18 protein-coding genes are annotated in these 18,090 nt (G+C 64.7%); 9 read left to right on the forward strand and 9 right to left on the reverse strand.

The window, feature by feature from the left end; translation table 11 throughout:
• Positions 1-189: 189 nt before the first annotated feature.
• Positions 190-2,097: an acyl-CoA synthetase gene (locus tag ABID58_RS15690; protein ID WP_354033281.1), complete on the forward strand. Its 1,908-nt coding sequence runs from the start codon at positions 190-192 to the stop codon at positions 2,095-2,097.
• A gap of 54 nt (positions 2,098-2,151) precedes the next feature.
• On the opposite strand, the gene ABID58_RS15695 is transcribed toward ABID58_RS15690, so the two are convergent.
• On the reverse strand, positions 2,152-3,495 hold the full coding sequence (locus ABID58_RS15695) for an ABC transporter substrate-binding protein (RefSeq protein ID WP_354033282.1): 1,344 nt from the start codon (positions 3,493-3,495) through the stop codon (positions 2,152-2,154).
• 228 nt (positions 3,496-3,723) lie between these two features.
• Here ABID58_RS15695 and ABID58_RS15700 point away from each other — a divergent pair, with 228 nt between their 5' ends.
• Together ABID58_RS15700 and ABID58_RS15705 are read left to right on the forward strand one after the other, a co-directional pair.
• The gene (locus ABID58_RS15700) at positions 3,724-5,577 is read left to right on the forward strand and encodes an ATP-binding protein (RefSeq protein WP_502916412.1); all 1,854 of its coding nucleotides are present in this window, start codon (positions 3,724-3,726) and stop codon (positions 5,575-5,577) included.
• Between the two features lie 150 nt (positions 5,578-5,727).
• Complete coding sequence (locus tag ABID58_RS15705; RefSeq protein ID WP_354033284.1) at positions 5,728-7,053, forward strand: LVIVD repeat-containing protein; 1,326 nt, start codon at positions 5,728-5,730, stop codon at positions 7,051-7,053.
• Between the two features lie 51 nt (positions 7,054-7,104).
• Here the strand turns inward: ABID58_RS15705 and ABID58_RS15710 are convergent, their stop codons facing one another.
• Complete coding sequence (locus ABID58_RS15710; RefSeq protein WP_354033285.1) at positions 7,105-8,277, reverse strand: M20 aminoacylase family protein; 1,173 nt, start codon at positions 8,275-8,277, stop codon at positions 7,105-7,107.
• A gap of 610 nt (positions 8,278-8,887) precedes the next feature.
• Between ABID58_RS15710 and ABID58_RS15715 the strand changes: the two genes are divergently transcribed.
• A complete protein-coding gene (locus tag ABID58_RS15715) occupies positions 8,888-9,475 on the forward strand; it encodes a TetR/AcrR family transcriptional regulator (protein ID WP_354033286.1) in 588 nt (195 codons plus the stop codon).
• An 11-nt stretch (positions 9,476-9,486) separates the two neighbouring features.
• Here ABID58_RS15715 and ABID58_RS15720 read toward each other — a convergent pair whose 3' ends face one another.
• From ABID58_RS15720 to ABID58_RS15730, 3 genes are all read right to left on the reverse strand, one after another.
• Entirely contained in the window at positions 9,487-9,795 is a 309-nt protein-coding gene (locus ABID58_RS15720) for a hypothetical protein (RefSeq protein ID WP_148751490.1), read from the reverse strand.
• Between the two features lie 100 nt (positions 9,796-9,895).
• Complete coding sequence (locus tag ABID58_RS15725; RefSeq protein ID WP_148751491.1) at positions 9,896-10,546, reverse strand: response regulator; 651 nt, start codon at positions 10,544-10,546, stop codon at positions 9,896-9,898.
• A 7-nt stretch (positions 10,547-10,553) separates the two neighbouring features.
• Positions 10,554-11,921 (reverse strand): sensor histidine kinase, encoded by a 1,368-nt coding sequence (locus ABID58_RS15730; RefSeq protein WP_354033287.1) that lies wholly within the window; start codon positions 11,919-11,921, stop codon positions 10,554-10,556.
• Between the two features lie 213 nt (positions 11,922-12,134).
• Between ABID58_RS15730 and ABID58_RS15735 the strand changes: the two genes are divergently transcribed.
• The 5 genes from ABID58_RS15735 to ABID58_RS15755 all read left to right on the forward strand — a co-directional run bounded on the left by ABID58_RS15735 (position 12,135) and on the right by ABID58_RS15755 (position 16,470).
• Positions 12,135-12,905, forward strand: a complete 771-nt coding sequence (locus tag ABID58_RS15735; protein ID WP_148751493.1) for a MotA/TolQ/ExbB proton channel family protein — start codon at positions 12,135-12,137, stop codon at positions 12,903-12,905.
• Positions 12,902-13,573 (forward strand): DUF2135 domain-containing protein, encoded by a 672-nt coding sequence (locus ABID58_RS15740; protein ID WP_027534510.1) that lies wholly within the window; start codon positions 12,902-12,904, stop codon positions 13,571-13,573. The genes ABID58_RS15735 and ABID58_RS15740 overlap by 4 nt, the downstream gene beginning before the upstream one ends.
• Entirely contained in the window at positions 13,566-14,171 is a 606-nt protein-coding gene (locus ABID58_RS15745; protein WP_148751494.1) for a hypothetical protein, read from the forward strand. The genes ABID58_RS15740 and ABID58_RS15745 overlap by 8 nt, the downstream gene beginning before the upstream one ends.
• Positions 14,172-14,283: 112 nt before the next feature.
• Complete coding sequence (locus ABID58_RS15750) at positions 14,284-15,024, forward strand: metallophosphoesterase family protein (protein ID WP_354033288.1); 741 nt, start codon at positions 14,284-14,286, stop codon at positions 15,022-15,024.
• Between the two features lie 6 nt (positions 15,025-15,030).
• Positions 15,031-16,470, forward strand: coding sequence for a serine/threonine protein kinase (locus ABID58_RS15755; RefSeq protein ID WP_354033289.1), 1,440 nt, complete (start codon positions 15,031-15,033; stop codon positions 16,468-16,470).
• Between the two features lie 5 nt (positions 16,471-16,475).
• Here the strand turns inward: ABID58_RS15755 and ABID58_RS15760 are convergent, their stop codons facing one another.
• From ABID58_RS15760 to rpe, 4 genes are all read right to left on the reverse strand, one after another.
• A complete protein-coding gene (locus tag ABID58_RS15760; protein WP_354033290.1) occupies positions 16,476-16,667 on the reverse strand; it encodes a hypothetical protein in 192 nt (63 codons plus the stop codon).
• A 22-nt stretch (positions 16,668-16,689) separates the two neighbouring features.
• The gene (locus ABID58_RS15765) at positions 16,690-16,869 is read right to left on the reverse strand and encodes a hypothetical protein (RefSeq protein ID WP_354033291.1); all 180 of its coding nucleotides are present in this window, start codon (positions 16,867-16,869) and stop codon (positions 16,690-16,692) included.
• A 4-nt stretch (positions 16,870-16,873) separates the two neighbouring features.
• Positions 16,874-17,014, reverse strand: coding sequence for a hypothetical protein (locus ABID58_RS15770; RefSeq protein ID WP_187434870.1), 141 nt, complete (start codon positions 17,012-17,014; stop codon positions 16,874-16,876).
• 151 nt (positions 17,015-17,165) lie between these two features.
• Entirely contained in the window at positions 17,166-17,867 is a 702-nt protein-coding gene (gene rpe / locus ABID58_RS15775) for a ribulose-phosphate 3-epimerase (protein ID WP_148751499.1), read from the reverse strand.
• Between the last annotated feature and the right edge of the window lie 223 nt (positions 17,868-18,090).

An 18,090-nucleotide genomic window follows, 5' to 3' on the forward strand; every position in this document is an offset into this window, starting at 1 on the left:
CCCCGGATCGGGCACGGAGGTTCAAACGCCGCGCACCCCAGTGCTACGGCCGTAGCCGTTAGGTCATGGACGAACGCCAAATCATCCATCATTCTGTCTGCGCTCGGCCGGCCAATCGGTCGAGGCCTTGCCAAACCAAATGTCAAAAGACAGGGGCGAGGACATGCATCTGAGGGAGGACGGAATTCCATGGCGGGCATCCACGCGCTCGATCGGCTCATCGGCAACGACTATCCGGAGCTTTTGACGGACGAGGAGGTCCGGGCCTTCGAGCAGGTCCCTTACGTGGACCGTGTCGCGGCCGAGAGCACCTATGATGCGATCAAGCTCGGGGCTGCGCGCAACCCCGACGGGGCGGCGATCCAGTTTCTGCAAAATGCCGATCCGGCCGATACGCCGCTCGTGGTCACCTTCCGCGATTTCATCGCGCGCGCGACGCAAGCCGCCAACATGTTTCACGCGCTCGGCGCGGAAAAGGGCGACGTCATCAGTTTCATGTTGCCGCTGCTGCCCGATGCCTTCGTGACGCTGTTCGGTGCGGAGGCTGCCGGCATCGCCAATCCCGTCAACCCGCTGCTCGAGCCGCACCAGATCGCGGAGATTCTGGAAGCGGCCAACACGAAAATCCTGGTGGCACTCGGGCCGATGCCGGGCACCGACATCTGGCAGAAGGTCGAGCAGATCCGCCCGCAGCTCAAGCACCTCAAGGCGATCGTGCAGGTGGCCGGCGGCGGCGATCCCACCAACGGAATTTTTGCGTTCAACGACCTGATCAAGCAGCAGCCGTCCGACCGGCTTGTCAGCGGGCGCAAGATCGCGGGCCGCGACATCGCGGCGTATTTCCACACCGGCGGCACCACCGGCACACCGAAGCTGGTGCGGCACACCCATGCCAATCAGGTCTATCAAGCCTGGGCGCTCAATCTGCTGCTGAAGCCGAAGCCGGGCTCCAACCTTCTGTTCGGCATGCCGCTGTTCCATGTCGGCGGATCGTTGACGCAAGTCTTGTTGACGCTGTCGAGCGGCGGCTCGCTGGTCGTGCTGTCGCCGAGCGGCTGGCGCAATCCGAACGCGGTGAAGAACATCTGGGGCCTGGTTGAGCGCTTCAAGCCGGAAGCGCTGTCGAGCGTGCCGACGGTGCTCGCCGCTACGCTCGCGGTGCCGCCCGGCAATGCCGACATCTCCAGCCTGAAATATGCAGCCGGCGGCGGCTCGGCGATCCCGGTTGCCGTCGGCTCGGCGATCCAGGAAAAGCTCAAGCTGCCGGTGGTCGAGGTCTACGGCATGACCGAGACCTCGAGCGTGCATACGCTCGCCTATCCGTCACGGCCGATCCGGCTCGGCTCGGTCGGCCTGCCCATGCCTTATTCGCGGGTGCGCATCGTGCAGCTCGACGCCGATGGCCGCCTGATCCGCGACTGCAAGCCGGACGAGATCGGCGTCGTCATCATGGCCGGGCCCGGCGTGTTCGGCGGCTATCTCAACGACGCCCACAACAAGGGCGCCTTTGTCGATGAGGTCTGGGTCAATTCCGGCGATCTCGGCCGGCTCGATGCCGATGGCTATCTCTGGATCACCGGCCGCGCCAAGGACCTCGTGATCCGCGGCGGTCACAACATCGATCCGGCGCCGATCGAGGAGATCATGTTCCGCCATCCCGCGGTCGGCTTCGCCGCGGTGGTCGGCCAACCCGACGCATATGCCGGCGAGCTGCCTGTGGGCTATGTGCAGTTGAAGCCCGGCGCGTCCGTCGAGCCCGGCGAGCTCGAGTCGTGGGTGCGCGAGCGCACGCCGGAGCGCGCCGCCGTTCCGGTGCAGGTCATCCCGATCGACCCGATGCCGGTGACCGGCGTCGGCAAGGTGTTCAAGCCGCAACTGCGCTGGGATGCGGCGCAGCGCGTGTTCACCAAGGTGCTGGCGCCGCTGATCGCGCGCGGCATCGACTGCAAGGTGAAGGTCGGCGCCCATGGCAGCCACGGCTCGATCGCAACCGTCACGCTTGCGGGGCTTCCGGCGGACCAGCGCGAAGTCGTTGCCGGCGAGGTGCACACGCTGCTTGCACCGTTCGTGATGCGGCACGAGGTGGTGTTCGGCTAAGTGCGGCCGTGCATGGCACGGCCCCAACACTTCCGATTGGACAATGCCTCGCCACTAGCCGCGGATCGCCGCGTTGGCCCTTTCGGCCGCGCCCGTCATCGCATCCTTCGCCGGTTTTGCCCCGTTGACCACTTCATTCACGCCGATCATGAAGGCGTCCAGGATCGGTCGCGATTGCGCATGGAAAAGGATCGCCTTGGCACGGTCGACATCGGCATTCTGCAGATTGGTCAACGCCGCCTCGGCGGCTTGCGAGCCGAACGCCTTCTTGAAGCCCTCGCTCGACCAGGCCGACACGCGCGTCGTCGCCAGTCCCGCTGCAGCAGTCCGCAGCGAGGTCGCCTTGCTCGTCGCCCAGAGCAGGAACAGGAAAGCCGCGCGCTTGTTTCGGGATTTGGAATTGATGCACGCCTGCCAGTGCGACATGAAGGGAACGGGTTCGCGACCGGCGAGATGCGGAAAGCTTGCAAAGCCGGCCTGCTTAGCGACACGGCTTTTCGCAGGATTGGAGATGTCGGTCGCAAAGTTGCTGCTGTCGATGGCCATGGCCGTCCGTCCCTGGAGGAAGTCATCCAGCACGTTGTACCACTCATAGCTGCCAACGCCGGCAGGCCCGGCCTGACTGAGCAGCTGACCGTACATCTCGACGGCCGCGATCGCCTCCGGGCTCGCGAAGGCGACCCTGTTGTGCTCGACCATGGCCCCACCGTAGGAGAACACGAAGCCCATGGCCGGCGGGGAGGAATTGCCGCCGGCCTGGGCCCGCATGGCGATCCCCGAGATCCCGTTGGCCTTGACCGTCTTGGCGGTGGCAAGCAGCTCTTCGAAAGTCTGGGGAACAGGCAGATCCTTCGCTGCCATCGCATCTCGGTTGATGAACAGGGTCATCGCCTCTGAGGTAATCGGAACGGCGTACCGTTCGCCGTCCGACCACAGCGGGAAGGCTCGGGCCGTCTTGAGCAGGTCGCTCTCGTCGTACCAGGCGGGATCGGTCAGCGACTTCTGGGAATAATAGCCGTTCAGCGGCTCCAGCCATCCATTCGAGATGCCCTGGCCATAGGTCGTGAACATGAAGACGTCAGGCGTGCTGCTGCCGCGGGCGAGCCTGATCGGCAGCGCGCCGAGATACGTGGTTTCCAGTTGGAAATCGATGGTGACATTGATGCCGGTGAGTATGGTGAACTCCGGCAACAGCGGCGTGATCGCATTCGACCACGGATGGATCGCGCCCGAAAGCGCGACCGTCTGTCCCGCAAATTGCTTCCAGTCGATCGCGGCGCCGGCATCGGCCGGGGGGGCATCCTCCGCCAGGCCCCGCCCTGGCAACAGCCCGACTGCCGGTAAGACGGCTCCCGCCGCGCCCAATCCCTTGACGAAGCTCCGACGGCTGGTTGGCACCCCACCGCTCCCTGAGTTTCCGGCTGGCACCATGTTGGCGCTCCTAATTGCGGGCAGTCAATTACAACAAGGGAGACGTCACCCGTGACATTGTGCTCCGCCAACTGGCGGATTTCGGCGCCAGTGGAGCATGCGTCGCGAATGGCTGGTTCCCCTCACCTGCGCGGACCGCCCATGCTATCGTTCCAGCAACGTTCCGGTCCGACGCGCGTCGAAGATCCACGGCCAATGTCAGTCCTTGCTCCGGGCTATTATCTGCGGTGGTTTGCTCGTCCGCTGATCCTTGCGGTCGCAGTGCTTTTGACCCTGTTTGTCGCGACCGGCTTCCTTGGCCTGCAATATTGGCAGGAGCGGCAAGCAGCTCATCACTTCACCGAGCATAGCCGCCAGGTACTCGAAACGCTCGATCGGCTGCGGGCGATCGTCGCGGAGCTCGAGACCGAAAGGCGCGGGTATCTCATGACCCTCGACCCCGCCTATCTCAAGGCCTACGGCGTCTCTGACGAAAGTGTACGACGGGAAGCTCAGGCGCTGCAGACGCTGGTCGCGGACGATCCGTTGCAGGGCCTTCGGGCCGGACATCTGGCACTGACAGTTGCAGCCACGCTGCGCGAGATCGACGAGCTGCTGAAGACGGCCGGCACGTCCGGGCAGGCCGCGTTGGCAATGATCCGCAGCATGGACGAGATCCGCTCGCAAATCGACCAGATGGTGGATCACGAGCGCTTTCGGCTCGCCAACCGGGAGGCGCGTGCCGAAGCATTCGAGCGACGCTGGACCTGGCTGATCGCCGGCGCCGTTGTCCTCGTCGTCGCGCTGGCCGGAGCGGCGCTGGCGCTCGCGCGGCTCGAAGCGAAGCGGCGGAGAAAGGCGACCGAGGAGAACATCCAGCTCCAGAGTGATCTTGCAGCACGAGATATCAAGATCAGGCGCCTGTTCGATGCCAACATCATCGGCATCATCATCTGGGAAGTCCAGGGGCGCATTCTCGAGGCGAATGATGCGTTCCTGCGCATCGTGGGATACGACCGGGAGGATCTCGCCTCAGGACGCTTGCATCGGACCGATCTCACACCGCCGGAATGGCGCGACCGCGACTTGCAGACCGTGGCGGAATTGAAGCGGGTCGGGACGGCCCACCCATTCGAGAAGGAGTATGTGCGGAAGGACGGAAGCCGTGTGCCGGTGCTGATCGGCGGGACCATGTTTGGAGAAGGTACGGATAATGGCGTCGGTTTTGTCCTCGATCTGACGGCTCTCAAGCGGGCTGAAGCCGAAGGCCGCGAACACGAGCGGCGCTACCGTGAAGCCTTGATGGAGCTCGCGCACGCCAATCGCGTCACTACGATGGGGCAACTCACCGCTTCGATCGCCCATGAAGTCAACCAGCCGATCGCCGCGATCGTGGCGAACGCCGAGGCCGGGTTGAACTGGTTGGAGGCTCAACCGCCAAATACGGAGCGCGTGCGACAGACGCTCGACTGGATCACCGATGACGGCATGCGAGCCGGCGACATCATCGGTCGGATCCGGGCGCTCATCAGGAATGCTCCCCCGCAAAAGGAGAATCTGGAGATCAACCAGGCGGTGCTTGAGGTCATCGCGCTGACACGCAGCGAAGCGTTCAAGAACGGCGTCTCGGTGCGAACGCAATTTGACGAGGGCTTGCCACCCATTCAGGCAGATCGGGTTCAACTTCAGCAAGTGGTGCTCAACCTGATCGTCAACGCGATCGAGGCGATGGCCGCGGTCGGCGAGGGAGGACGCGAGTTGCTGATCAGCACCGGCAGAGATGGATCGGACGGCGTGCACGTCACCTTGCGGGATTCCGGTCCGGGGCTGGATCCGCAGAACATGGAGCGCCTGTTCGACGCCTTCTACACCACCAAGCCCACAGGTATGGGGATGGGCCTGGCCATCTGCCGCTCGATCATCGAGGCGCATGGCGGGCGGATGTGGGCCGGCCCAAACGAGCCTCGGGGCGCCGTCTTCCAGTTCACCCTGCCTCTCGCGTCAGACCAGACTGCATCTCGCGCGATGAGCGCGGGTGAGCCGATGGGCCTACGCTCGGTGGTCCGATGATGGGCTCCGCGGAGCGCGTGTTCAAGAAGGTGCACACGCTGCTCGCGCCGTTAGTGATGCGGCACGAGGTCGTGCAGGCGTAGGAGCGCGCAAGGCTTGCATGCCTCGCCACGAGCGCGCATCATCCCAAAAAGACACTGGGGGAAACCGATGCGCCAAGTCTCTCGCCGCCGCCACCTTCAACAATTGTCGGGCGTGTTCGGAGCCGCTGCGCTCTCCGGGTGGTCGAGCCAGGCGCGGGCTGCAGAGCCGGATATTCCCCCTGAAGGCATCGGTAAGGGCATCCAGCACATCTCCTACAGCGACATCGGCGGACGGCCCGACAGCGTCCAGGTGATGTTAAACCGGCAGCACATCTATGTCGGGCACATGTTCAGCGACGGCGTGACGATTTTGGACGCCTCCGATCCGCGTGCGCTGAAGCCGGTCAATTTCTTAACGGCGGGACAATACACCCGCACCCACCATCTCCAGGTGGCCGAAGACATGCTGCTGCTTGCAAACGGCGCCAATATCGTCGCGATGCAGTCCTACGACAATATGCGCGGCTATTTCGAGAACACGCTGGTCGACAGCATCACCAAGGCGAAGAAATTCCGCTCGGGCCTCTCCATTCACGACATCTCCAAACCCGGCAAGATGCGCGAGATCGCATTCCTCGAAATACCCGGCTTTGGCATCAACCGTCTCTGGTGGCCGGGCGGCCGCTATGCCTATGTGTCGGCGCATTTCGATGGATACACCGACCACATCCTCTGCGTGGTCGACCTCAAGACCATCACCAAGCCGGGGATCGTCGCAAAATGGTGGCTGCCGGGCATGAACCGCGCGGCCGGCGAGCCGGCGACGCCGAAGGGCAAGCGCTTCGCGCTCCATCACATGATCACGGCGGGTGATCGCGGCTATGCCGCCTGGCGCGATGGTGGCTTCACCATCCACGACATCAGCGATCCCACAAATCCAAAACTGCTGTCCCACATCAACTGGTCGCCGCCCTTTGCCGGCGGCACGCACACGCCGCTGCCGCTGCCGAAGCGTCAGCTTGCGATCGTCGCGGATGAAGCGAACGCGGATCAATGCGCCAAGGGCCTGTTCCATACATTCGTGCTCGACGTCCGCGCGCCGGAAAACCCGGTGCCGATCGCAACCCTGCCGACGCCGCGCGACCGCGATTTCTGCACGAACGGTACCTTCGGCCCGCATAATCTGCACGAGAACCGTCCGGGCTCATTCCAGAGCGAGGAGACGATTTTCGCGACCTATAACAATGCCGGCGTGAGAGTGTTCGATGTCAGGGATGCCTTTGCGCCGAAGGAGATCGCGTACTGGGTGCCGCCGACGCCGAACAAGCTCGTCGACCCTCGCCCGAACGTCGCGCTCGCGGCGAAGACCTGTGACGCCTATGTCCGGCCCGACGGCATGATGTTCGTCAGCGACTGGAACGCCGGCATGCACGTGCTGCAATATCAGGGGTGAGAAGCCGCGTAGGTGGGTTACGCCTTCGGCTAACTAACCCACCGTACGATTTCAGCCCACCGGCATCGTCGTTTCGATCAGGCGGACCCAGAACGATGCACCGTGGCCGAGGATGTTGTCGTTGAAGACGTAGGCCGGGTGGTGGCACGCGGGGCTGTCACCCATGCCGACCAGCACCATTGCGCCGGGCCGCTCTTCGAGCATGAACGAGAAATCCTCCGCGCCCATCATCGGAATGATTTTGTCGTTGACGCGGTCGGCACCGACGATGTCGCGGGCGACGTCGGCGGCGACACCGGCTTCGCGCGCATGATTGAAGGTCACCGGATACATCCGCGTATATTTCGTTTCCGCCGAGCCGCCATAGGCGCGGGCGACGCTTTCGGCGACTTCGCCGATCCGGCGCTCGACGAGATCACGTACGTCGGGATCGAGCGTGCGCACGGTGCCGCTGAGCTCGGCGGTCTCGGGGATGATGTTGAAGGCGGTGCCGGCGTGGAATTGCGTGACCGAGATCACCGCCGATTTCAGCGGATCGACGTTGCGCGCGACGATCGATTGCAGCGCGTTGACGATCTGCGAGCCGATCAGGACGCTGTCGATCGCCTGGTGCGGGGTGGCGCCGGCATGGCCGCCCTTGCCGTGCACGGTGATGCGGATGTTGTCGGAAGAGGCGAGCAGCGGACCGGGCGTGGTCGCGAAATGCCCCTCGGCGAGGCCCGGCATGTTGTGCATGCCGTAGACCTGGTCGATGTTCCAGCGCGTCATCAGCCCGTCCTCGACCATGGCCTTGCCGCCGCCGCCACCTTCCTCGGCGGGCTGGAAGATCACGACCGCCGTGCCGTCGAAATTGCGCGTCTCGGCGAGGTACTTTGCGGCGCCCAGCAGCATCGCGGTGTGGCCGTCATGGCCGCAGGCGTGCATCTTGCCCGGGATCTTCGAGGCGTAGGGCACATCGGCGGTTTCCACGATCGGCAGCGCGTCCATGTCGGCGCGCAGGCCGATAGCCTTCCCGGAGCCGGACTTGCGGCCGCGGATCACGCCGACCACGCCGGTGCGGCCGATCCCCGTGACCACCTCGTCGCAGCCGAACTCGCGAAGCTTGTCGGCGACGATGCCGGCGGTGCGGTGGACTTCGTAGAGCAGCTCCGGATTCTCGTGGAAATCATGGCGCCAGGCGGCCATTTCGTCGGAGAGGGCGGCGATGCGGTTGACGATGGGCATGGGGAGGATCCGTTTCTTCTTCGTAGGGCGGGTGAGCGCAGGGTAACCCGCCGGGGAGGTGGGCGGCGACTCTAGGGGGTGGCGCCGGTCAAAATGCTTTTTACGCCGTGATTTGGCAGAGGGGGAGGGCCAAACAAACGGTACGGCAAGGTGGCGGGGGATGATGGATGTTTTCAGCCTCCGACGCGGCCGGCGGCCCGGGCCGGGTCGGCTGGCAGGGCGACCCGCAAATATTAACTGTCAATCACGGATCATTGACTGACAGATATTGAAATCTGTCAGAGAGAGATGTATATCCGTTCTCGGACGCTCCGATTGGGCGTCTGGCGGCATCCCGGAAGCCCAGAGTCCCAACAAATGAGGATCGAGGGTCGAAATTGAATAATGGGGATCGCCAATGATTGGAGACTTGCGACAATGACGACCGAAATCATCAATCTCACCGGGACGATTGGGCATTGGCTCAATTTACTGGTAGCGCGCCAGATCGCGGCGCAGGCTGCAAAACTGCCTCATTAAAGCGAGAGCTTTCCGAACCGACCGGTGTGGGCGCTTCGGTAAGCATCCATCGCCGGGTAACTGGACCCTGAACGGGGCATATGGTGCTGGCATGAACGAAGCCGTTATCTTGACGCCGGAGCGAATCCTCGAAGTCACCGAGGACGTCTTGCGGCGCTACGGACTTGCCAAGGCCACAGTGGTCGACGTTGCCCGTGCGCTCGATGTGAGCCACGGCAGCGTCTATCGCCATTTCCCGAGCAAGGCCTCGCTGCGTGAGGCCGTAGCCAAGCGCTGGCTCGACCGTATTGACGCGCCGCTCCTGGCTATCGCCGAGGAGCAGGGCCCTGCGCCGGCGCGGCTCGACCGCTGGCTTCGCACGCTGTTCGCGGCCAAGCGTTCACGCGTGCTCGAGGACCCCGAGATGTTCGAGACCTATCTGACGCTGGCCCGCGAGGCCTGCGCGGCGGTCAAGTGTCACAAGGACACCATGATCGACCAGATCGCAGCGATCCTGTCCGATGGCGTGAAGCAGGGCGTGTTCGAAGTGACCGACGTCAAGACCACCGCACGTGCCCTGTTCGATGCGACCTGCCGCTTCCACCATCCGGCCCATGCCGACGAATGGAAGGATGCCGAGTTGCCCGCGCGCGTGGATGCGACGCTCGCCCTGTTGCTGCGCGGGCTGAAGGCGGCCTAGAAGCGCTCCTCCTAGCTTACCCTCTTGGCTTGAAGCGCTCCGCCGTTGCGGGGCGCGGACGAGGATGTGGCGTGCCTTCGCGGGTGGAATGTGCCGTCGGACGACGGGACGACCGGCGGGCTCTCCGGATATGCACTGACCGCGATTTCGACGACGTCCTTCGACTGCTTTCGGAGGCGGTAGAATGTCAGCTCCTGATCGAGCATAGGACAGCGGAACTGGACAACAGCCGTGTCCGGCAAGCGGCAAAGCTGGTCGATCAGCTCGCCTACGGTGATGACGGTGGGATGGTCGACTGCCTTGTGATGAGCTTTACTCATGGCGTGTTACTCCTCCGCTCCGCTACTAACCGGGGTTGGATGGCCTGCGTTCCATTGCGTTCAGCAGATTGAAGGACCCGGAAATCCGGCAGTCCCGCTGCTAGATCTTCGTCAGCCCGCAAGCTGCCGCCAGCCGGACGAGCTGCGCATCCGTGCGTGTGCCGGTCTTGGTCTTGATCAAGTAGTGATAATTCTGGACCGTCTTGACGCTGAGATTGAGATGCGTCGCGATCTCTTCGGTGGTGGCGCCGCCGGCGAACTGGCGCAAAATCTCGATCTCGCGCTCGCCCAGCTGATCCAGCGCTGAGCCTGTCGACAGGCTGTCCTCGGCCAGGACATGCGCGATGTCGTCGCTCATGGCCCGCTCGCCGCGGGCGACGCTGCGGATGGCGTTGACGACGGCGGAGGGGGCGCTGCTCTTGGTGACGAAGCCGGAAGCGCCGGCACTGAACGCGGCTTTCACCAGCACGGCCTCGTTGTGCATGGTGAAGACGAGGATCCGCGCCCGCGGATTGCGCGCGCGGATGTTGCGGATCGCCTCGAGGCCGCTGGCACCGGGCATCGAGATGTCCATCACGACGACGTCGGGATCATGCGTCTTGAAGGCGCCATAGGCATCCGCGGCGTTGTCGGCCTCCGCCACGACGTGGAGATCGCCCTGGCTCTCCAGCACGCGCCGATAGCCTTGGCGGACGATCGGATGGTCGTCGACAAGCAGCACCGAAATGCCTGTTGCTGCGACCTCGCTCATGGCCGCCTCATGCTGCGAGCGGGATCGTTGCGGCGACACTGAGGCCGCGGCTCGCAGGCAGGATCGACAATGATCCGCCGGCGGCTGCGACACGCTCGCGGATTCCGGTGAGGCCGAAGCCCGCCGAGCGCGCCACGCGTGCCGCATCGCCGCCGCCGTCGTCCTCGACGCGGATCAGAAGCGCATCGTCCTCGCCTGGGCACCGCTCGACGTGCAACGAGATCTCGCGGGCCGCACCGTGGCGCAGCGCGTTGGTCAGGCATTCCTGGGCGACGCGATAGGCGGTCGTGGCAGCCGGACCGCTGATGTCGGTGAGGTCGCCCTTGAGGTCGAGCTGGATCGTCGGCTGCGTCGCGCTCTGCGAGCGCCAGCTGTCGACGAGGTTGACGAGGCTCGCTTCCAGCCCGAGCTCCTCGGGCAGGGGATTGCGCAGGCGCTTCAGCGCATCACGCAGCGAGGCCATCAAATGGTGAGTGGCCTGCGAGATCATGTGCGCATCCTGCGCGATGCCATGATCCCCGTCTTTCGTACTCGCCGTCTCGACCGTGTTGGCGAAAGCCAGGATCGCGGAGAGATTTTGTCCGAACTCGTCGTGCAGCTCGCGGGCGAGCGCGCGACGTTCGTCGTCGCGGATCTCGATCAGGCGCCGCGTCAGCGCCGCGCGTTGCTCGACGGATTCTTCCAGCCGGCTGCCGAGTTTCTCGACGGCGCCGCCGATCATCCCAAGCTCCATGGAGCGGAAGCGCGGCAGCTTGGTGCGGTACTGGCCGCGCGCCATGCGTTGCAGGGCCGTCACGATGGCGCGCGCCGGTGCTAGCGTGTGCGCGATCGCAAGCGAAGCGAGCAGCGCGATCGCCGCCGCCATTAGCAGCGCGACGTCGATCACGTTGAGGATGTACTCCCAGGCGAGCGAGATTGCGGCCGCTTCATCCGGCGTCGCGACGACCGTTCCGGCGGCCGCGGCACGCGGGCTGACGGGCCGCACCGCCTCGGCGTGGCTGCCGAGGAAGGTCGGCACGATCGACGCGAACCAGCGCGGCGGCGCCCTGCCGATCCCTTGGCTCTGGCCGCAGAGCGGCTTTTCAAATGCGGTCGCCGGCTGGAACTCGACGCAGACGCCGGGCGAGATCAGCTTCATCGTCTCCAGCGTCCGCCACTCCGGAACCGGCACGAGATGCTCGCGCATTCTGCTGCTGCGCAGCAAGAGCTCATGCCAGTACAGTGCCTGAAGCGCCTGCGCGACCCGCTGCGCGGAGGCCGCAGTCGCCCGGTCGATGCTGCGATAGGCATCGAACGTGGCCCATATGGTCGCGGCGTCCAGGCAGAGCGCAACGATGAGGAGCAGGCGGGCGACAAGCTGAAGCACGAGGCGCATGCGATCACCCCAAAGTTTGGTAAGCTCAGCCTAACAACGTCGCCGCGCCTTGCCAATTGCAGGGTTTGGGCCGGAGCGCGGCTCGGGCAAATTTCCCAAGCCGGATTGGGCATGGGTCTTTGGACCTGGTGCGGCGGCTTTGATCTAATCGGCAAGGATTCTTTACAAGCCAATCGTCGCAGGCCAATCCCTGCAGGTCAGGAGCAGTGCAGCATGAGTTCGATGACGATTGGACCGATCGCGAACACCGCGACTGACCCATCCGAGCGCAGCGCGCTGCTGTTCTGGATGATCTTCACAGGGCTGTCGATCTTTGCCGTCGTGCTGCTGTGGCGGTTCGGCCTGATCCATCTGATGCTGACCTCGGACCGGACCTACATTTCGAGCGTGATCGCGGTGCTCTATATCCTGACCTGCGGTCATTGCTTCCTGCGCACACGGGCAATTGCCCGTGAGGGGGCGGCGGCACGGCGCTGCCGCGCGGTGTTGGCGGCGCCAGATGGCAGCAAGGTGCTCGATGCGAGCGCGTCTGCGCTGCCGCGCGGGCTGGTGCGGGATCACATCGAGAGCCTCGTGACCAAGGCCGCCGCGCAGGACTACCGCCCGGTCGACCAGACGCTGCTGTTGCGGACGCTTGCCGACCGCCTGCGCGGCTCCAACGGGTTCGGTGCCTTCGTCTCCGATACGCTGATGAAGCTCGGCCTGCTCGGCACCATCATCGGCTTCATCATCATGCTGGCGCCGATTGCCGGACTGGATGCCGCGGACAAGGTCGCGATGCGCTCCTCGATGGGGCTGATGAGCGACGGCATGGCGGTTGCGATGTACACGACTCTCGCCGGCCTCGTCGGCTCGATCCTGGTCCGCATCCAGTACTACATGCTCGATTCCGCGACCCAGCGGGTGTTCTCGGATGCCGTGGTGCTGACGGAGACCTATGTGACGCCTGTCCTGGAGCGCAAAGGCGCTGGAACGCCGTCATGATGGATGATTTCGGCCTCTATCCGCGCGAGGAGCCGTTCGATCCGCTGGGCGTGATGCTGTTCAAGGCGCTCCAGGTGGTCGCCTTCCTGTTCTTCCTCGCGCTGCTCGCGGTCTCGCCCGATGCCAAGGAGGGCAAGATCGACTCCAAGGCCGAGTTCATGATCACGCTGGACTGGCCGGACAATCACCCTGACGATCTCGACCTGTTCGTGCAGGACCCCGCCGGCAACATCGCCTGGTATCGCCACCGCGAGGCCGGCTTCCTCACGCTCGATCGCGACGATCGCGGCGGGGCCAACGACTTCATCATGGTCAACGGCAAGAAGATCGCCTCGCCCATCCGCGAGGAGATCGTGACGGTGCGCGGCATCGTCGCCGGCGAATACACCGTCAACGTCTCGCATTTCGTCGCCACGACCGGCGAGCCTGTTACGGCCAATGTGAAGGTGCAGAAGCTCAATCCGACCGCGCAGGTGGTCTTCGACAACAAGTTCACGCTCGACCACACCGGTGACGAGAAGACCGCGGTGCGGTTCCGGCTCGATGCCGAAGGCAAGGTGGTCAATGTGGACCAGCGGCCGAAATCGCTGCTGGAAACCTTCCGCAGCACCTGGCGCAACGGCGCTGACGTCGACCCCAAGACCGGTGTGAGGATACGCCGTGATTAATTTGCCGACGGTCATTCTCACGCTGTCGGTCGCCTATGCCGTGATCGGCGCGTTGTTGCTGGTCGTGCTGGTCTATGCGCGGCTGCACTGGTCGCTGAAGGCGGTCGCGGTGGTCGTGACCAGCGCCTTCTATGTCGTCAGCTTCTCGGAAATGCGCGGGCTGCTCGGCTGGGCCAGCACGGACAGGCTGCCCACCGCGTTCAAGCTGCTCAAGGCGCGGATCGTCGAGCCGCATTCGCTGGAGGGCGATCCCGGCTCGATCTATCTGTGGGTCGAGGAGCTCGACGAGGATCACCGTCCGAGCGGCATTCCGCGCGCCTTCCGTGTCCCCTACAACGACACTCTGGCCGACAAGACCCATGCAGCCGAGAACGAGATCGCTGCGGGCCACCCGCAAGGCGGGCGCGCGGCCGATTTTGGCGGCGGCGAGGGCAGCCTGATCGACATGGTCCGGGAATATGTGACGCCCAAAGCTATTCTCGAGACCAGCGGCGGCGATTCCTCCACCGGCGAGTTCAGTGCCCCGCCGGCCGGCGCGCAAGGAGCGGTGTTCACGCCGCTGCCGCCACCCCGGATGCCGCCCAAGGACGAGCAATAGCCTCTTCACCATTGCGCAGCGCGGCACTGGTAAACCGCCCGGCGCTGGCGCATCTTGTTGACCTCCCTCAAATCGGCTTTATCGGCCTCAAGAATTTGAGGGTGGAGGGTGCGTGCTTCTCGCTGTCTTCTCGGATATCCACGGCAACCGGCAGGCGTTCGAGGCGTGCCTGAAGGTGGCCCGCGCGAAGGGCGCAGAGCGGTTTGTCATGCTCGGCGATTTCGTCGGCTATGGTGCCGATCCGGAATGGGTCGTGGATACCGCGATGGAGCTGGTCGCCCAGGGCGCCGTCGCCGTTCGCGGCAATCACGACCAGGCCGTGAACTCCTCGTCCGAGACCATGAACAATGAGGCGCAGATCGCGATCGAATGGACGCGCGGGCGGCTCGACATCGCGCAGCGCCGGTTTCTTGCCGAGCTGCCGATGCTCGTCGAGGACGGCGACCGTCTGTTCGTGCACTCGGAAGCCTCTCATCCCCAGCGCTGGCACTACATTCGCTCGACGGCGGACGCTGCCAAGAGCCTGATATCGACCCCCGCCCACGTGACTTTCTGCGGCCACATTCACCGTCCCGCGCTCTATTCGATGTCGGTGACGGCGAAGATGACGGGCCTAGTGCCCAAGACCGATGTTTCCATGCCGCTCCTGCGCGGGCGGCAATGGCTCGCCGTGCTTGGTGCGGTCGGTCAGCCGCGCGACGGTGATCCATCGGCGGCGTTCGTGCTGTTCGATACGGTCTCATGCCAGATCACGTATTGCCGCGCCCCCTACGACGTGGCGAGCGCGGCGAACCGGATCCGCGAGAACGGCCTGCCGCACTGGCTCGCAGACCGGCTATCGGAAGGGCGCTAAAGGCCGATGCCGAAACCCATGGTCAAACCCGGCGCCGTGATCGACGGCTACACGATTGGCGAATGCGTTCATGCCGGCGGTATGGCGACGCTCTGGACCGTCACCCATGCCGGCATTGACGCCCGGCTGCTGATGAAGATCCCGAGGGCGTCCGAGGGCGAGGACCCGGCGGCGATCGTCTCCTTCGAGATGGAGATGATGATCCTGCCCCGGCTGACAGGGCCGCATGTGCCGCACTGCTACGGCACCGGCGATTTCGCGCATCAGGCCTACGCCGTGATCGAGCGAATTTCGGGGACAACGCTCTACAAGCGGTTGCCCGACCTGCCGCTGCCTTACGACGAAGTTCGGCTGCTCGTCGCCAAGATCGCGACCGCGCTCGCTGATTTGCACCGGCAGAACGTGATCCATCACGACATCAAGCCGAGCAGCATCATGTTCCGCGATAATGGTGAGGCCGTGCTGATCGACTTTGGCCTGTCGCATCATAATCATCTGCCCGATCTGATGCAGGCGGAGTTCCGCCTGCCTTACGGCACCGCGCCCTATATGGCGCCGGAACGGCTGTTGGGGGTGCGCGACGATCCCCGCAGCGATCTGTTTTCGCTCGGCGTGCTGCTCTATTTCTTCACCACCGGCGAACGTCCATTCGGCGAGGGTGAGACGTTGCGCGCGATGCGGCGCCGGCTGTGGCGCGATCCTTATCCGCCGCGTGCGCTACGCAGCGACTATCCGCCCTGGCTCCAGGAGGTGGTGCTGCGGTGTCTCGAGATCGAGCCGGACTGGCGCTATCCGACAGCGGCCCAGCTCGCCTTCGATCTGACCCATCCGGACCAGGTCAAGCTCACCGCGCGCGCGGAGCGGATGAAGCGCGACCCCCTCAGTGTCGCCTGGCGGCGCCGTTTCAATCCCGACGTCAAGCCGTCGGGTGCGAGATCGGATCTTGCGACGCAAATTGCGATGAGCCCGATCGTTACGGTCGCGCTCGACACGGCGGAGGGTGCGCCGGAATTGAACGAGTCGCTGCGGGTCACCACGGAGCGCATCCTGGCGACGCTGCCGTCAGCCCGGCTCGCCTGTGTCAATGTGTTGAAGCTCAATCGCATTGCCGTCGACAAGACGCTGGACGAACAGGGCTCCAACAAGCACATCGACCGCCTCGTCGCGCTCCGGCACTGGGCGACACCCTTGAAGCTGGACGAGAGCCGGCTGTCGGTTCATGTGCTGGAGGCCGTCGATCCCGCGGCTGCATTGCTGGAGTTCGCCGAGGTCAACCAGGTCGACCATGTCATCATCGGCGCGCGACAGGGCTCGTTTCGGCGCACGTTGCTCGGCAGCGTCTCGGCCAAGGTGGCTGCGGAGGCCAGCTGCACCGTCACCGTGGTGCGGCCGCCCCGGATGGCTGCGGATGCGGGCGAAGGCGATGCGGGCGAGGCGGCGGGTTAAATGGATCAGGCCGCGTGGGCGGCTTGGCCCGAGCGCTTGCGGCGGATCCGCCAGGTGAAGTGCGGGCCAACCTCGCCGTGATCCGCGCTGCCGCCGAAGTATTGAATGATCTCGCGGCAGGGTTCGCAGGTGAAGAGGTCACGCGACGCCGACGCTTTGGTCATTTCCTTCAGGCAGTTCGGGCAGTGCGGTTTCATCAGACTGGTCCAGGAGAAGATTTCAATGCCGGCACGGTGACCGGAACGGGTGGTCCAGGTCCGCCGTCTCGGCGCGGGGATCGTCGACCATCTTGCCCTCGGTGCGTTCAAGCCGGCCGAAGAAATAATCGAGATTTGGATGCGGACGGCGCGGGATGCGGCACCTGCGTTTCGGCTGACGCTTGACGAGGGCGATCTGCATGGCATCAGGCCCGATAGCCGTTGCGGCCGATGATGCGGGTCGAACGCGCCGGGGCCCTTACCGGTCCGGCCGACGGGCCGAAAACAACGAACGCGCAAAAACCAATCCACAACGCCACGCCAGTCCAAACCAGGGTCGTCGTCATGATGTGCTCCTGTCCAATCAGGCAGGAATCACTAGCGGTGATTTGCGCGAATCAGGGAAGCCCGGAGGAGTACGGGTCGTGGTTGCAATTTTAGGCATTGCGCGTCGCAACACCCGCAAGGACCGCAGGTTTGCGGGCGCGTAGCGGTGCTTCAGATCGCTTCGCCGCGGGCCCCGAGCGCCGCGTTGCGGATCGCTGCGATGTTGGTCTTGTAGGCGTCCTGCGTGCCGCCTTTGAACACGGAGGTGCCGGCGACGAAGGCATTGGCGCCGGCGGCTGCGAGCGCGCCGGCGTTGTCGGGGCCGACGCCGCCGTCGACTTCGATGTCGATCGGCCGGCCGGCCATCATCGCGCGGATGTCGCTGATCTTGCCGATCGCCGAATGGATGAAGGCCTGGCCGCCGAAGCCCGGATTGACCGACATCACCAGCACGAGGTCGACCAGGTCGAGCACATATTCGAGCACGCTGATCGGCGTGCCAGGATTGAGCGAGACGCCGGCCTTCTTGCCGAGCGCGCGGATCGCTTGGAGCGAGCGGTGCAAGTGCGGGCCCGCCTCGGCATGCACGGTGATGTGGTCGCAGCCGGCCTTGGCAAAGGCCTCGAGATAGGGATCACAGGGCGAGATCATCAGATGCGCGTCGAACACCTTCTTGGTGTGCGGGCGCATCGCCTTGATGACGTCGGGGCCGTAGGAGATGTTGGGCACGAAGTGCCCGTCCATCACGTCGAGATGGATCCAGTCGGCGCCTGCGGCGTCGACCGCGCGAACCTCCTCGCCGAGCTTCGAGAAATCCGAGGCCAGGATCGAGGGCGCGATTGCCAGGGGGCGGCGGGCGAAGGCTTGGGTCATGGCGCGGTTTCCCGTGGCGGCCGAGGGGCGAATGGCCTCGCCTAACATGGGCCCCTCGGCGCGGCAATGCAGGGGGATGCGCTGCCTGTGGGCGGGAAAATTCTGCCCTCGGCGGCATGAATTGCCGATGTTCCCCGATCCCGGAGAGTGCGGCGGATACGGATTTCATTGAGCTTTTCGCGCTGGCACGACGCTTGCTGACTGACGGCCAGAACATTGGCCG

It is taken from the genome of Bradyrhizobium sp. S3.2.6 (genome assembly GCF_040546885.1).
GTDB lineage: Bacteria > Pseudomonadota > Alphaproteobacteria > Rhizobiales > Xanthobacteraceae > Bradyrhizobium > Bradyrhizobium cytisi.